The organism is Nocardia sp. bgisy118 (genome assembly GCF_057708605.1).
In genome coordinates this window covers 363439-379104 of sequence record NZ_JBYISM010000001.1, presented here as the reverse complement: position 1 = coordinate 379104, position 15666 = coordinate 363439, and the positions used below count along the sequence as shown (strand labels likewise).

Genomic DNA, 15666 nt, shown 5'->3' with positions numbered 1-15666 from the left:
GAGGCGCAGGCATGAGTGTGGGTGGGCGACGGCGGCCTTTGAAGATCGTCACGGGGGTCAGTGGCTCACCGGACGTGTACGGGGCGGCGGTGGATCCGCGACGGTCCACGCTGGCGTCCGCGGTGGAGATCGCGAAGATCGCGGAGGCCGAGAGGTTCGACGCGCTGTTCGCGGCGGACCTGCTGAGCTTCGGCTCGCAGGGCGCGATCGGCGCGCAGGAGCCGCTGATCTTCGTCTCGGCGCTGGCCGCGGTGACCTCGCATGTCGGGCTCATCGCGACGGTGACGACAACCTTCCACCACCCGTACAACCTGGCCCGTCTGTTCGGCACCCTCGACCACGTGAGCAACGGTCGCGCCGCGTGGAACGCGGTGACCTCCTCGGTGGGTGAGGAGAACTACGGCGACCAGGAGCTGCCGAGCCCCGAGGAACGGTACGCGCGAGCGGCCGAATCCCTGACGGTGGTCAACGCGCTGTTCGACAGCTGGGCGCCGGGCGCGCTGACCCCCGACGGCCGCGGCGGCGCGGTGCTGCGCCAGGAACTGGTGCGTCCGATCGACCACGCCGGACCGTACTTCACGGTGCGCGGCCCGCTGAACATCCCGCCGCTGCCGCAGCGGCGGCCGGTGCAGTTCCAGGCCGGTCAGTCCGAAGGCGGCATCGAGCTCGGCGCCCGCTTCGCCGAGGTGGTGTTCACCTCGCTGCCCACCTTGGCCGACGCCATCACCTACACCAAGCGCATCCGCACCCGCGCCGCCGAACTCGGTCGCGCCGAAGGGCTTCCGTTCATCATGAGCTCCTTCCACGCCACCTACGGCGCCACCGAGGCCGAGGTGCGCGCCGCGGTACGGGAACGTGCGGAGGCCACCGACTTCGACGCCGGGCGCCTCGCGCTGGCCGACATGCTCGGCGGCGCCGTCGACCTGTCCGAGCTGCCGCTGGACGAACCGATCCCCGAACACCTGCTGCCCGATGTGCACGCGGTGCACCGCCGCCGCGGCCGGGTCGAGATCTTCAGCAATTTCGCCAGGTCGGGAAAGACGCTGCGGGAGTTGATCATCGCGGCGAAGGACACCGGGCACTGGGCCGCGGCGGGCACACCGGAACAGCTCGCCGACGCCATCGAGGAACGCTACGACGCGGGCGTACTGGACGTCATCGCCCTCGGCGGCTTGGACAACCCGCGCACCAGCGACTTCCTCCGCAACGGTCTGCTCCCCGAACTCCGCCGCCGCGGCATCGTCGGCGCCGACTACGTCGGCGACACCTTCCGCGCGAATCTGGAGCTGCCGCCGCTGCCGGAGTGAATGCCGCCGCATCCGCTCCGTGTCGGCGCGTCAGCCAAGGGCGGCGAGTTTGCCTGTCAGCACCGATCTTTCGCGTTCGTTGGCGCACAGCCGCACGGCGAGTTCCAGCTCGGTGCGCGCCTCCGCCGTGCGACCGAGCCGGGTGAGCAGCTCGCCGCGCACGCTCGGCAGCAGGTGCGAATTCGACAGCGCCCCAGCGGCTACCAGATCGTCCACGATCGGCAGCGCCGCTGCGGGCCCGTGCGCCATGGAGACCGCGACCGCCCGGTTGAGGTCGATCACCGGGGAGGGCGCGAGCCTGCCGAGCGCCTCGTAGAGCAGCACGACGCGCTCCCAGTTCGTCTCCTCGACAGATGCCGCGACGGCATGGCATTCGGCGATCGCCGCCTGCAAGCCGTAGGCGCCGAGGCCACGACCGAGCCGCTCCGCGGCGGCGAGTGCGGCGCGGCCACGCCGAATCGCCGCGCGGTCCCACCGGCGGCGGTCCTGCTGCTCGAGCAGGACCGGCGTGCCGTCGGGCGCGGTGCGGGCCGGGAAGCGCGCCGCGGTCAGCTCGAGCAGCGCGAGCAGGCCGTTGGCCTCGGTTTCGTCCGGCACCAGGCGGGTGAGCACCCGCGCGAGGCGCTGCGCCTCGCTCGCCAGATCGAGCCGGATCAGATCGCTGCCGGAGCTGGCCGTCGACCCTTCGGTGAAGATCACGTAGACCACGTTCAGCACCGACCCGAGCCGGGCGCGCCGCTCCTCGGGCGAGGGCGCCGCGAACGGCACCCTGGCCGCCGCCAGGGTCTTCTTCGCCCTGGTGATCCTGGCCTGCACGGTGGCGGTCGGCACGAGGAACGCCTTGGCGATCTCGTCGCTGGTGAGACCGCCGACCACCCGCAGGGTGAGCGCGATCCGCGCTTCCCGCGAGAGCACCGGGTGGCAGGAGATGAACATCAACGCGAGCACGTCGTCGTCGATCTGGTCCGGGTCCCAGAGCACGTCCTCGGCCGGCTCGGCGGGCGCGCCCCCGGAGGCGGCGCCGCCCTCGCCCAGCTCGTGGGCGAGCGCGGCGTACCGCTCGTCGAGGGCGGAGCGCCTGCGGAACGCGTCGATCGCGCGGCGCTTGCCGACGGTGAGCAACCATCCGGCGGGATTGCGCGGCACGCCCTCGCGCGGCCAGGTCACCAGCGCCTCGGCCAGCGCCTCCTGGGCCAGGTCCTCGGCCAGCGCGAAGTCGCCGGTGTAGCGCGCGAGCGCGCCGACGATCCGCGCGGACTCGATCCGCCAGACGGCGGCGACGGCCTCACGGCCGGTGTGGTCGGCCATCGCCGGAGGGCCCGCTCAGAGCTGTCCGGTGGCTTCGCGCCACGCCCGCTCCTTCTGGATCCACTCGTTGTCCTGCGGGAACTCGTCGATCGTCGTGACCCTGCGGATCTCGGTCTTGAGCCCGGGGCCGGTCAACGGCGCCCGCTTGGCCCACTCGATGGCCTCTTCCTTCGAGGCCACGTTGAGGATGTAGAACCCGCCGAACAGCTCCTTGGTCTCGCCGTACGGGCCGTCGGTGACGACAGGCGTCTCGGAGGAGTGGTCGACGACCACACCCTCGGCGGCGTCGTCGAGGCCCTCCGCGGCCAGCAGCACACCGGCCCGGATCATCTCGTCGTTGAACCTGCCGATGGTCTCGAGCATCTTCTCGAAATCGACGTCGGCCATACCCGCCCAGGCCTCGTCGGTGGCGCGCATGATCAGCATGTACTTCATGGTCTGTCTCCCTGTGCTGTGCGGGTCCCGCTCGGACCCTCTCGCCCATAGGTCGAACGGGGATCGCGGCGGATCGACACCCGCGCCGAAGTTTTTTCCGCGATCGCGGGGCAGCATATGACGGTGTGTCCGCGGATGCGGGGCGGTTGGCCGTCGTCGGTCAGCCGCGCGTGGTCGCGGGCTGGGTCACCGACGCCGCACCGCCGGGTGCGGCGCCCACCCCGGTTCGCGGATTCGGGTGGTGATCGCGACAACGATGTCCGGCGCCTCAGTCGGCCTTCCAGCGCCCCGCGCCAAGGCGCCGCGCCCGCCAGGTGATCGTCGCCGACACCGTCCGCAACTCGCCTGACAGCAGGAACGCCTGCACGAGCCCCTCCACCTCGTCCAGCACCGCGCCGTCGGGCCCGCACACCAGGCAGTGGTACCAGCATCGGCCGCGGTGCAGGCCGCCCGCGCCCGGCCCGAGCAGGTCACGGTAGATCCGCGTCGCCAGCTCGGACAGCGCCGCCGCCGTCTGCGCGGGCGTGCCGGTGTTGCTGATCCGCCACCACTGCTCGTCCAACCGGCCCGGCAGCGAGATCTCGACCACGTAAGTCAGCTCCGAGCTCGGATCACCCATAGCAAGCAATGGTGCCCAGCGAAGACCGTCCTGTTCGTCAACGACGCGCCGTCCGGGACTCCGCCCTCGGTCAGCGCCACCTCGACGAATCGATGTGACCCTTGCCACACGTGGTACATGAGCGTACCGTGCGGGTGGTACGCCGAAGTACCACGCTGGGAGATGGCGCATGAGCACAGTGCAACTGCCCGAAGGACCATCCACGCCGCCGTTCGTCCAGAACGTCGCGATCCTCGCGGGCCGGACCCGCGCCTGGCGACACTGGCACCGAAAATACGGGTCCGCGTTCACGGTCCACGCACCACGATTCGGCCGGACCGTCGTGATCTCCGACCCCGCCGAGGTCAAAGCGCTGTTCACCGCGAGCAGCGACGTCGCGGACAACTTCGAGGTCAACCTCGGCCAATTCCTCGGTCCCGGTTCGCTGTTCGCGTTGCGCGGAGCTGAACATCGCAAACAGCGCAAGCTGCTCACCCCGCCCTTCCACGGCAGGCGGCTCGCGGTGTACGAATCGCTCGTCGAGGAGGAAACCGAACGCGAGCTGGCGACCTGGCCGTCGGGTGTCGAGTTCGCGACGATGGACTCGATGATGCGGATCACCCTGAACGTGATCCTGCGCGCGGTCTTCGGCGCCGAGGGCCGGGAGTTCGACGAACTGCGCGCCCTGCTGCCCCGGCTGGTCCTCGTCGCCTCCGCGCTGGCCGCCGTGCCGGTGCCGCGCGGATTCCTCGGCCGTTATGGCCCGTGGTCCCGCTTCGTCGCGCACCGCAAGAGCTACGACGAGATCGTCGGGCGACTCATCGCCCGCGCCGCCGCCGACCCCGCTCTCGGCGACCGCGACGACGTGCTGTCGATGATGCTGCAGGCCCGCTACGACGACGGCTCCGCGATGACCCACAGCGAGATCGCCGACGAACTGCTCACCCTGCTCACCGCCGGGCACGAGACCACCGCGACCACGCTGGCCTGGACCGTGGAGCGGTTGCGCAGGCATCCGGACGTGTTGCGGCGCTTGGTCGCCGAGGTCGACGCGGGCGGGTCGGAGCTGCGCGAGGCGACCCTGCTCGAGGTGCAGCGCGTTCGTCCCGTGGTCGACGCGACCGGGCGTCAGGTGCGCGCGGAGACGATGTCATTGGGGCGCTGGACGCTCCCGAAGGGCCAGCGAGTGCTGGTGAGCATCCGCCTGATGCACGACAACGAGGAGCTCTTCCCGAGGGCGCGCACCTTCGACCCGGACCGGTTCGTCGGGGTGCGGCCCGGCACCTTCACCTGGATTCCGTTCGGCGGCGGTTCGCGCCGCTGCATCGGCGCGGCCTTCGCCACGATGGAGATGAACGTCGTGCTGCGCACCCTGCTCAGGGATTTCACGCTGGAGACGACCGACGCGCCGGACGAGCGCACGCACTTCCGCGGCGTGGCGCTGGTTCCCGCCAAGAAGGGCCGCGCGGTCGTGCGCAGGCGAACGCCGCGCCCTTCCGTTTCCACCGACGCGCGAGCCGCCGAGGTGACGGCATGACCGAGGGCCTCGGCGACGTCGGGAACGACGTCCGCCTCGCCTATCAGCGTCTCGGCGATCCGGACGGCACACCGGTGGTCCTGATCGCCGGACTCGGCCAGCAGATGCACTCCTGGCCGGACGGTCTGTGCCGTCTGCTCGTCGAACGCGGGCATTCGGTGCTCCGCTTCGACAACCGCGACGTCGGCGAGTCCACCCACTGCACGTTTCCGCCACCGAGTCCGCTCGGCTTCCTGCGCAAGCGGTGGCATCCCGCGCAGTACCGACTGGGCGACATGGCCGCCGATACCGTCGGCCTGCTCGACGCGCTCGACATGGATGCTGTGCACCTGGTCGGGGTGTCGATGGGCGGCATGATCGCGCAGACCGTCGCCGCACGCTATCCCGAGCGGGTAGCGTCGCTGACCTCCATCATGTCCACGACGGGCGCCCCGCGCGTCGGCCGCCCGGCGCTTTCGACGTGGCGGCGGATGTTCGGCAAACCGGCGCGCACCCGCGACGAGCACGTGGACGCCGCCGTCCGCATGTTCCGGCACATCGGGTCCGCGGGCTATCCGTTCGACGAGGCCGCGGTGCGCGCGGCGGCGGCGCTCGCATGGGATCGCGATCCGCGACCGGCGGCCGGAGTCGCCCGCCAGCTCGCGGGAATCCTGGCGTCCGGCGACCGAACTCGCGAACTGGGCGCGGTGACCGCGCCGACGCTGGTGCTGCACGGCGATCGCGACCGCATGGTGGCGCCGACCGGCGGCGCGGTCACCGCGCGTGCCATCGCGGGCGCCCGCCTGCACACGCTCACCGGCATGGGCCACGACCTACCGGAGGGCGTCTGGCCGGCGCTCGCCGACCTCATCGACGACCACATCCGCACCGCAGCCACCAGGAGCACCGATGCCCCGAAACGCTAGGCCACTGTCCGGCCATCCGGCGATGATCACCGGCGCCGCCTCCGGCATCGGACGCGCACTCGCCCACCATCTCTCGCACCGCGGGTCCCCGGTCGCCATCGCCGACATCGACGCGGCGGGACTGAAGGAGACCGCCGCGTCGCTGCCCGGCCCCGTCCTCACCCGCGTGCTCGACGTCAGTGACGCGGCCGATCAGCGGGCCTTCGCCGACGAGGTCAGGGAGTGGCTCACCGCGCCCTTGGCCGCGGTGTTCAACAACGCGGGCGTCGCGGTGTCCTCGTCGGTGCTCGACGCGGACGCCGAGGACGACGAATGGTTGCGCCGGATCAACTTCGACGGCGTGGTCAACGGCACGCGCGCCTTCCTGCCGCTGCTCGTCGAGCAGGACAGCGGCGTGATCGTCAATACGTCGAGCGTCTTCGGATTGGTCGGGATGCCGAACCAAAGCGCCTACTGCGCGGCGAAATTCGCGGTCCGCGGCTTCACCGACGCACTGCGCCAGGAACTTCGGGGCACCGGGGTGTCGGCGGTGACAGTGCATCCGGGCGGCATCACCACGAACATCGCGCGAAACGCCAGGATGCGCAAGGATCCCGAGGGGCGCGGGCGCAGCAAAGAGCAGATGGCGGCCGAGTTCGAAGCGGTCACGCTGACCTCGCCCGAGAAGGCGGCCGACATCATCCGGCGCGGTGTCGAACAGGGCAAGGCTCGGATCCTCGTCGGCCCGGACGCTTACCTCTTCGACGCGCTGGCGCGGGTGACGCCCACCCACTATTTCGCGGTGATCGCGCTGCTGGAACGAACGCTGCGCGCCAGGGGACGGAAGCAGGCGCGGACATGAACCACCATCTCGACGTGGTGATCGTCGGTGCGGGCCTGTCCGGCATCGGCGCGGCGCACCACCTGCAGACCGCGTTCCCCGGCCGCACGTATCTCGTACTCGAGGCGCGCGAGGCGATCGGCGGCACCTGGGACCTGTTCCGCTATCCGGGCGTGCGCTCGGATTCGGATATGCACACCCTCGGCTACCGATTCCGGCCGTGGACCGACGCCAAGGCCATCGCCGACGGCCCGGCGATTCTCGACTACGTGCGCGCGACGGCGACGGAAGCGCGCATCGACCGGCGAATCCGCTTCGGGCACAAGGTCGTCGACGCGTCCTGGGACAGCGGGACGGCGCGCTGGACGCTCACCGTCGAACACGACGGCGCCTCGATCACCATGACGTGCTCGTACCTGTACGTCTGCGGCGGCTACTACCGCTACGACCGCGGCTACACCCCCGAGTTCGACGGTATCGAGGACTTCCGCGGCCGGGTCGTTCACCCGCAGCACTGGCCTGACGATCTCGATCACGAAGGCAAGCGCGTCGTCGTGATCGGCAGCGGCGCCACGGCGGTGACACTGGTCCCCGCCATGGCGCGTACCGCTGCCCACGTGACGATGTTGCAGCGCTCCCCCACCTACATCATGTCCGTCCCTACCGTGGACACGGTGGCGACCCGGCTGCGTGCGCTGCTCGGTAACCGGCGCGCCTACACGATCACCCGGTGGAAGAACGTGGTCATCGGCACGCTCATCTATCAGCTCAGCCAGCGGCGGCCCGCGATGATGCGCAAATTCATTCGCACGCAGACCGTCAAACAGCTGCCCGAGGGCTACGAGGTGGACGTCCACTTCAACCCGACCTACGGTCCCTGGGATCAGCGGCTGTGCCTGGTGCCCGATGCCGACCTGTTCCAGGCGATCGGCGACGGCAGCGCGTCGATCGTCACCGACCGGGTCGACCGGTTCACCGAGCGCGGGGTGCTGCTGGCCTCCGGCACGGAAATCGAGGCCGACGTCGTGGTGACCGCGACGGGTCTGCAATTGCTCGCCCTCGGCGGCATTCGCCTCACCGTCGACGGGCGGGAGATTCCGCTGCCGCAGACCATGGCCTACAAGGGCATGATGCTCGGCGGAGTGCCGAATTTCGCGTTCACCATCGGCTACACGAACGCGTCGTGGACGTTGAAGGCCGATCTCGTCGCCGAGTACGTCTGCCGGCTGTTGCGGCACATGGACACGCACGGGTACGACCACTGCGTGCCCGTGCCCGACCCGGCGATGGACGCCAGACCGCTGCTGGATTTCCAGGCCGGCTACGTCCTGCGTTCGCTGGACCGGTTCCCGAAGGCGGGATCGCGGGCGCCGTGGCGGCTCGGCATGAACTATGCCCAGGACGTGCTCACCCTGCGTCACGGCCGGATCGCGGACGGCACCATCCGGTTCGGGCGAGCGACGCCGCGCAGCGTCGACTCCGAGATGCTGGCGGGACCCGCTGGTCACTAACCTGGTCGATGTGACCCGTGCCGAGCCCGTCCCCACGACCGCCGCCGAGCATGCGCCGGAATCCGGATTCCGGCGCAGGCTGCTCGACGCGATGGCGGACGCGGTGCGCGAGCGCGGCTACCGCGACGCCACGGTGGCCGACGTGGTCCGGGCCGCGCGCACCTCGCGGCGGACCTTCTACGAGCACTTCGCCAGCAAGCAGGACTGCTTCATCGCGCTGCTGACCGAGCGGAACAACCAGACCATCCGGCAGATCTACGACGCCGTCGATCCGGAGGCGCCGTGGCGGACACAGGTCCGCCAGGCCATCGAGGCGTGGCTGAGCGCGTCGAAGACCGACCGGACGATCACCCTCGCCTGGATTCGCGACACCCCCGCGCTCGGCGAGAACGCGCGGCAACTGCACCGCGACGCCGCCGACGCGTTCATCGCGTTGATCCAGAACCTCACCGCGACACCGGAATTCGGGGCGGGTGGTGTCCATCCCGCGACGCGGAAGACGGCCACCATCCTGTACGGCGGCTTCCGCGAGCTCATCGCCTCCACCGTGGAGGACGGCGAAGACATCGCCGATATCGCCGAGGTGGCCGTGGAGACCGCCATCGCACTGCTGGGCCCGCGCTACGAACCCGAGGGCCGCGACTAGCACCTGACGCCACTCGACGCCGTCCACCTCCACGGCGTGTGCTGCGCCTTTGTGCACATGCACAAGTGCCACGGCAGCAGAGCTGTCGGTCTGGCGGTAGGCAGCCGCCGATATCTCGCGTGGAATGGTCGTCGATGGCGGCCGTGACCCAGACGGCCGGTCGAACGAACGGACGCTTCGATGAGGAAGAGCCTGCTGCGGCAGTTGGTCGCGGTGTATTCGTCGGTGTGCTTGACGACGCTCGGCGCGGGTGTCGTCGCGGCGGAACCAGTGTTTCCGCCCGCGTTTCCGCCGGATCAGAATCAATTGCCGCGACTGCCGTCGGAACCGCAGTTGTACGACCTGCTGCCGATTCTGCCGCCGGACCGCGACCCGTGGTACAACGATCCGCCGGACCTGGCCGACTACCAGCCGGGCCAGATCGTGCGCACCAGGGAGGTGCAGACCCGGCTGCTCGGCATTCCTTTTCCGGTCTACACCAAGCAGATCCTGTTCCGCACCAACGACGTCCACGACAACGCGATCGTCACCGCGACGAGCGTGCTCGTCCCCGGCATTCCCTGGCAGGGCAGCCCGCGCCCGGTGCTGTCGTTCCAGGAGGCGATCGATGCCAGCGATTCGGCGTGCAATCCCTCCTACACGTTGCAGGTCGGAACGATGAAAGAGGCCGCGCTGGCCCAGTTCTGGCTCGCGCAGGGCTTCGCGCTGAACGTGCCCGACTTCGACGGCAAGTTCAACACGTTCAACACCTACGACGAGGGCAAGATGGTCCTCGACAGCCTGCGCGCGCTGAAGAACGACCCGGCGCTCGGGCTCGCCGATTCCGGCATCGCGCTGTACGGGTACTCCGGCGGCGGCTCCGGATCGCTGCGCGCCGCCGAGCTGCGCGCAGGTTACGCCCCCGACGTGCGGTTGCTCGGCACCACGATCGGCGGGACGCCGGGCAACCTGATCGAGCTGGCCCGGTACGCCACGGCCAGGCAGCCGGGGTTGACCGGAACCAGCAGTTTCACGATGTGGCTCGGCCTCGCCTCGTTCGCCAAGGAGTACCCGGAGGTGTTCCGGGTCGACGAACTGCTCACCCCGGAGGGGCAGGCGATCGTCGCCGATCTCCAGAACCGCTGCGTGTACACCGCCGCGCTCACCGGCGTGTACCGGCCGGTCAGCGAGTACTACCAGCCGGGCAAATCGCTGGAGACCTCGCCGGAGATCCTGCGCATGCTCGCCGAGAACAGCCTCGGCAAGCACATTCCCGACACGCCGATCCTCTGGTGGCACGGCATGTGGGACGAGCTGATCCCGCCCTCGACCGTGTTGCCGACCGTCGAATCCTATTGGGAGCGCGGCGCGGATCTGCGCTTCTACACGGTGCCGGTGCCCGAGCACATCACCAACGCGGTGACCGGCTGGATTCCGGCGGTCGCCTGGACCAGCGCGATCCTGCGGGGACTGCCGCCGGGGCCGAGGTTCAACGCGGCCTTCCAACCGCTGCCGCCAGGGTTTCCCGGCAGCTGAGGTCCTCCCCTGAGCGCCACAGGAATTCGTGTCTGGTGAGTGTTCACAGTTTCACGAACACTGCTATTCGCAGAACCGGGTAGTCGACTACCTTCCCCTGCGACGGCTCGCACCGAAAGGATCTCCCGTGTCCGGACCGATCAGAATCGCCCTGGCGATCGTCACCGTATTGGCCGGTGTCGCACTCACTTTCGTCCCCAGCACCACCGCGACGGCGGCGGGCATCGTGCGCTGGGAGGCGCGGGTGAGCGACCGCATCCTCGACATCGGCATCTCCTCACCCAACCTGGAAGGCCCCGACTGGTCGGTCAAGGTCGTCCGCCTACTGCTGCCGCCCGGCTGGTCCAAGGACGCGAACCGCACCTGGCCGACGGTGTGGGTGCTGCACGGCGGCTTCGACGACCACAAGTCCTGGACGGACAAGGGCGATCTCGAAGCGCTCACCGCGGGTAAGGACGCCCTCTTCGTATTGCCCGAAACCAGCTGGTGCAGCGCCTATTCCGATTGGTACAACAACGGCTCCTTCGGCGCGCCCGCCTGGGAGAAGTACCTCCTCGAAGACGTGCGCACCATCCTGGAGACCGGCTACAAGGCCAACACCACGCGCGCCGTGGCGGGCAACTCCATGGGCGGGCTCGGGGCCATGAAGTTCGCGGCCGAATACCAGGGCTGGTTCCGCTCCGCGGCCGCCTTCAGCGGCAACGTCGACCCGTTGCACGCCTCCGGCGCCCCCGGTGATCCGGACAAGCCGGGCCAAGGCTGCGGCGCCGACTGGAAGCGCGTCTGGGGCGACTACACCATCCCGGCCCAGCGCGCGATCTGGGAACAGAACAATCCCTACAGCCAGGCCGCGCGGCTCACCGGCAAGCCCCTGTTCGTCTCCTACGGAAAGAACGACGCCGTCGAATCGGCGGTCTACGAACAGAATTACCGTTTCGTCGACCGGCTGCAACAGCTCGGCGCCACCGTCGACGAGCGATACGTCCCCGGCCACGGCCACAACTGGGACGCGTGGCGGGCGCAGATGCAGAACGCGCTGCCGATGCTGCTGTCCTCGGTAGGCGCCTGACCCGCGCCGCCGCCGGGCGACCGGGTCATGCCGGGCCGCGCCGCCGCACTGCGTCGTGACCCTGGAATGTTCGGATCTGGCACTCGGAAATGATTACCCGCCAACGGAATACAACGGCCCTGACGACCCGCCGGGACCGTTGCCGAGCCCGGAACTCCAGCGAAACATGCGGCCCCACGCGGCGACTCACTCCGTACGGAGCACCCCTTCGACCAGGGCGGTGACCAAGGTCGACGCCTTGGCGATGTTCGACTGCCGACCCGCCAAAAGGTCGGCGTACAACACGGATTCACCGAGCCGGACCACCGCGAACGCGAGCGTGCCCAGGTCCACCGAGGGCCGCAGACCACCTTCGCGGACGTCGTGCTTCAGCAAATCCGTGATGGCGGTGATCATCCGGGGTTGCACCGCGCCCTCCGGATCGGTCAACGCCCGGATGGCCGCGATCGGCTCGTCGTCGAGGAGCTTCTGAAAACCGGTGTCGCGCCCGGTCCGCGCGCAGTGATCGGTCACGATCCACATGCTGCGCAGCGCTCCGCTCTCGCTGCGCACAGCGTCGCCGTTCGCGTGCCGCCAGCGGCCGATGGAGGATTCGAGGCTGCGCTCGTTCAGCCACCACAGCGCCTCGCTCAACAGCTGATCGCGGTTGCCGACGCGCCGGAACAACGTCACCCGCGAGATGTGCAGTTCGGCCGCAAGCACACCGAGATCGAGTCGCTTGCCCTCCTCGATCTCGGTTGCCGCGTACCGAATGATGTCGTCGCGTCCCACCGGCATAGCTCCCTACCGTAAGCGCATCGCACCCGCGCGATGGAATCCGCATGCCACCCACGTCCGCCTCGGGTGAGCCGGGGTGCCACGAGGCGCGTCACACACTCCGGCGCTCGCGCGGGCCGGTCAGCAATTGCTTTGGGCGGAGCGGCCTTCCAGTCGATCGGCGAGCCAGTCCATCGCGGGTCCGCCGCCCGTGACGGCGGCAGGTCCGTGCCCGGCCAGCGGATAGGTGTGCCACTCGACGGAGGCGCCGAGCGCGCACCAGTCCGACCGGAGCTGCTCGCCGAGCCCGTAGGGCACGACCTCGTCGGTGGTGCCGTGGTAGAGGTACACCGGGGCGGCGGGCGACCGAGTCCCGAGGCGGTCCTCCCCGAGGCGCCGCTGCCATTCCGGCGAGTCGATCGGATTGCGGGCGAGGAGATCCTCGAGCGTCCTCCCCCTGCTGGCGACGACGTTCTCCAGCACGCAGCCGCCGCGCAGCTTCTGGACGAGCGTGCGCCCATCCCCCGTCAGGTACGAATCCAGCTTCAGCTCGGGATAGGCGGCGTCGTGGCCGATGGCGATCATCATCGAGAGCCCGACATTGCGTGCTTCCTGCCCTTTCCCGTCGGAGGCGCCCTGCAGGACGTCCGCGGGCACCCCACCGCTGGCGATGCCTTCGACCTGGAGTTCGGGCGCGTAGTCGCGGGCCAGCTCACCGGCCCACGCGCTGGCGTGACCACCTTGGGAGTAGCCCATGATGCCCACCGGCGAGCTGGTCGTGACGCCCTCGCGCTGCGCCTCGGGCAGCCGCTGCGCGGCGCGGGCGGCGTCCAGCACTGCGTTACCCTCGGCGCGGCCGACGAGATAGGTGTGGTCGCCGGGCGTGCCGAGCCCCGGATAGTCGGTGATGACCACGGCCCAGCCGTGTTCGAGCGCTCTGGCGATCGAGGGCGCCTCGACGGCGGTGCCCGTGGTGAGGGTGGCCGACGGCGCGCACTGGTCACCCATTCCGACGGTGCCCACCGCGTAAGTCACCAGCGGGCGCGTTCCGGTCCGGCCGTCCTCCGGCACGATGACGGTGCCGGAGACGACGTCCGGCCGGCCGGTGGCGTCGGTCGAGTGATAGAAGATCTTCCACGCTCTGGTCGGGGTGGGAAGAACCGGCAGCACGCGGAAGGTGTACGGCTCGACGCCTGCCAAGTCCCCCGGACGCCCACCGGCGATGTCGGCGCCATCCTGCCCCGCCGACGGGCCCGCACCGGTGACATGTGCGAGAGCGCCGACCAACGCGACAACTGCCAGCACGGCGAATCTATTGCGGTGGTAGAGCTTTCGCCCGCTTCGTTTCATGGTTCTCCTCGAGATCACGGCTCGCGCCGATGGCGGGCGTCGCGCGGACGGATGTGGCGCCGATCCGTCCGACGCGAGGCGCCCGGACTCTCGTCATGAAACACCTAAGCGATCTGTTTCACAAGACTTGTACACCTCAGAAGGCAGGCGTACAGACCCACGCCGCCGACGACCGACTGGTTCCGGCGGCGCGGGCGCTCGCAGCGCTAGTTCGCTTGCGCGAGACCAGGATTCGAGACCGCGATGTCGAGTTCGTCGGCCGCGTAGCGGGCGCGAAGGACCTTCTTGTCGAACTTGCCGACGCTGGTCTTGGGCACCTCGGGCAGGAATGTCCAGCGTTCCGGCACTTGCCATTTCGCCACCTTGCCGGTCAGGAACTCGCGCAACGCGCCCGCGTCGGCCTCGGCGCCGGAGCGCAACGTGGCGGCGACGACGGGGCGCTCGTCCCACTTCTCGTCGGGCACCCCGAACACCGCGGCCTCGACGACATCGGGGTGCGCCATGATCGCGTTCTCGAGTTCGACCGACGAGATCCATTCGCCGCCGGACTTGATGATGTCCTTGGCTCGATCGACCAGGGTCAGGTAGCCGTCGGCGGTGATGGTGCCGACGTCGCCGGTGCGCAGCCAGCCGTCGCGGAACGCGTCGGAGCCGACCGTGCCCGCGTCCGGCGAGTAGTAGGAGGCGGTGATCCACGGCCCGCGAACCTCCAACTCGCCCACCGCTTTTCCATCATGCGGCAGCTCCGTGCCGTCGTCGCCGACGAGCCGGGCTTGCACCGGAGCGGGAAAGCGGCCCTGGGTGACTCGGTACGCGTAGGCCGCCTCGCCTTCGGCGCCGGGCGGCGGCCACGCGACGGAGCCCAGCGGCGAGGTTTCGGTCATGCCCCACGCCTGGATGATGCGCACGCCGTGGCGCTCCTCGAAGGCCCGCATCAGCTGCGGCGGCACGGCCGAGCCGCCGACCACGACCGCCCGCAGATGGCCGAGGTCCTGCGGGGCGGCGTCGACCGCGGCGAGCACGCCGTTCCACACGGTCGGCACGGCGGCGGCGAAATCGGGGCGCTCGGCCGCCATGAGCTCGAGCAGCGGCGACGGCTGCAGGAATCGATCGGGCATCACCAGCGAGGCGCCTGCCATCAGCGCCGCGTAGGGCAGGCCCCAGGCGTTGGCGTGGAACATGGGCACGATCGCCAGCACCCGATCCCCCGCCCGGATGCCCATGCCGTCGGCGGTACAGGCGTGCATGGAGTGCAAAAAGTTCGACCGGTGCGAATAGACGACGCCCTTCGGGTCGCCGGTGGTGCCGGAGGTGTAGCACATCGCGGCGGCGGACCGCTCGTCGAGCACGGGGAAGTCGAACGTGGCCGGATACGCGGCGAGCAGCGTGTCGAGTTCGTGCACCGCGACACCCTCGGGTGCGGGCAGGGCCGACGCGTCACCGTTGGCGACGATGACGTGGCGGACGGTACGCAGCCGCGGCAGCACCTGCGCGAAGGCGGGCGCGAGCGATCCGTCGACGATCACCACCTGGTCGGCCGCGTGGTCGGCCACGTAGGTGATCTGGTCGGGAAAGAGCCGGATGTTGAGGGTGTGCAGCACCGCGCCCATGGCGGGCACGGCGCAGTAGGCGACGAGGTGTTCGTTGTTGTTCCACATGAACGTGCCCACCCGGTCGCCGCGGCCGATGCCGAGCGCGGTGAGCGCGTTGGCGAGCTGGGCCGCCCGCTCGCCGAGCTCGTGGTAGGTCATGACGCGCGAGTCGCTGCCGGTCCAGGTGCGCACGGTGGCGTCGGCGTGCACGGTGGTCGCGTAGCGCAGCAACGTCGCCAAGGAGAGCGGTTCGTCCTGCATGGTGCTCGGCATCGGCAGGTCGTAATCGTGATAGGTCATCGGGGTTCTGGTCTTTC

At 69.8% G+C, this 15666-nt stretch carries 14 protein-coding genes; 8 read left to right on the top strand and 6 right to left on the bottom strand.

The window, feature by feature from the left end:
• Positions 1-11: 11 nt before the first annotated feature.
• A complete protein-coding gene (locus tag AC3EO7_RS01665) occupies positions 12-1307 on the top strand; it encodes an NtaA/DmoA family FMN-dependent monooxygenase (protein WP_435590252.1) in 1296 nt (431 codons plus the stop codon).
• A 30-nt stretch (positions 1308-1337) separates the two neighbouring features.
• On the opposite strand, the gene AC3EO7_RS01660 is transcribed toward AC3EO7_RS01665, so the two are convergent.
• The 3 genes from AC3EO7_RS01660 to AC3EO7_RS01650 all read right to left on the bottom strand — a co-directional run bounded on the left by AC3EO7_RS01660 (position 1338) and on the right by AC3EO7_RS01650 (position 3669).
• Entirely contained in the window at positions 1338-2615 is a 1278-nt protein-coding gene (locus AC3EO7_RS01660; RefSeq protein ID WP_435590251.1) for an RNA polymerase sigma factor, read from the bottom strand.
• A gap of 15 nt (positions 2616-2630) precedes the next feature.
• Positions 2631-3050, bottom strand: a complete 420-nt coding sequence (locus tag AC3EO7_RS01655) for a YciI family protein (RefSeq protein ID WP_431969014.1) — start codon at positions 3048-3050, stop codon at positions 2631-2633.
• Positions 3051-3318: 268 nt separating this feature from the next.
• Positions 3319-3669, bottom strand: a complete 351-nt coding sequence (locus AC3EO7_RS01650; RefSeq protein WP_431969016.1) for a hypothetical protein — start codon at positions 3667-3669, stop codon at positions 3319-3321.
• A gap of 169 nt (positions 3670-3838) precedes the next feature.
• On the opposite strand from AC3EO7_RS01650, the gene AC3EO7_RS01645 reads away from it, so the two are divergent.
• The 7 genes from AC3EO7_RS01645 to AC3EO7_RS01615 all read left to right on the top strand — a co-directional run bounded on the left by AC3EO7_RS01645 (position 3839) and on the right by AC3EO7_RS01615 (position 11651).
• Entirely contained in the window at positions 3839-5185 is a 1347-nt protein-coding gene (locus AC3EO7_RS01645; protein ID WP_431969018.1) for a cytochrome P450, read from the top strand.
• Complete coding sequence (locus AC3EO7_RS01640) at positions 5182-6090, top strand: alpha/beta fold hydrolase (protein ID WP_435590250.1); 909 nt, start codon at positions 5182-5184, stop codon at positions 6088-6090. Before AC3EO7_RS01645 ends, AC3EO7_RS01640 begins: the two co-directional genes overlap by 4 nt.
• A complete protein-coding gene (locus AC3EO7_RS01635; RefSeq protein ID WP_435590249.1) occupies positions 6074-6931 on the top strand; it encodes an SDR family NAD(P)-dependent oxidoreductase in 858 nt (285 codons plus the stop codon). Before AC3EO7_RS01640 ends, AC3EO7_RS01635 begins: the two co-directional genes overlap by 17 nt.
• Positions 6928-8421 carry a flavin-containing monooxygenase gene (locus AC3EO7_RS01630; protein ID WP_435590248.1) on the top strand — a complete coding sequence of 498 codons (1494 nt, stop codon included), beginning with the start codon at positions 6928-6930 and terminating at the stop codon, positions 8419-8421. Before AC3EO7_RS01635 ends, AC3EO7_RS01630 begins: the two co-directional genes overlap by 4 nt.
• A 10-nt stretch (positions 8422-8431) precedes the next feature.
• Positions 8432-9067 carry a TetR/AcrR family transcriptional regulator gene (locus AC3EO7_RS01625; protein WP_431969026.1) on the top strand — a complete coding sequence of 212 codons (636 nt, stop codon included), beginning with the start codon at positions 8432-8434 and terminating at the stop codon, positions 9065-9067.
• Between the two features lie 180 nt (positions 9068-9247).
• Positions 9248-10582 carry a lipase family protein gene (locus AC3EO7_RS01620; protein WP_435590247.1) on the top strand — a complete coding sequence of 445 codons (1335 nt, stop codon included), beginning with the start codon at positions 9248-9250 and terminating at the stop codon, positions 10580-10582.
• A 127-nt stretch (positions 10583-10709) separates the two neighbouring features.
• The gene (locus AC3EO7_RS01615; protein WP_431969030.1) at positions 10710-11651 is read left to right on the top strand and encodes an alpha/beta hydrolase; all 942 of its coding nucleotides are present in this window, start codon (positions 10710-10712) and stop codon (positions 11649-11651) included.
• 186 nt (positions 11652-11837) lie between these two features.
• Here the strand turns inward: AC3EO7_RS01615 and AC3EO7_RS01610 are convergent, their stop codons facing one another.
• The 3 genes from AC3EO7_RS01610 to AC3EO7_RS01600 form a co-directional block, all read right to left on the bottom strand.
• Positions 11838-12428 carry a QsdR family transcriptional regulator gene (locus AC3EO7_RS01610; protein WP_435590246.1) on the bottom strand — a complete coding sequence of 197 codons (591 nt, stop codon included), beginning with the start codon at positions 12426-12428 and terminating at the stop codon, positions 11838-11840.
• Positions 12429-12548: 120 nt separating this feature from the next.
• On the bottom strand, positions 12549-13757 hold the full coding sequence (locus tag AC3EO7_RS01605; RefSeq protein WP_435590245.1) for a lipase family protein: 1209 nt from the start codon (positions 13755-13757) through the stop codon (positions 12549-12551).
• Between the two features lie 206 nt (positions 13758-13963).
• On the bottom strand, positions 13964-15622 hold the full coding sequence (locus AC3EO7_RS01600) for a long-chain fatty acid--CoA ligase (protein WP_435590320.1): 1659 nt from the start codon (positions 15620-15622) through the stop codon (positions 13964-13966).
• Positions 15623-15666: the final 44 nt, after the last annotated feature.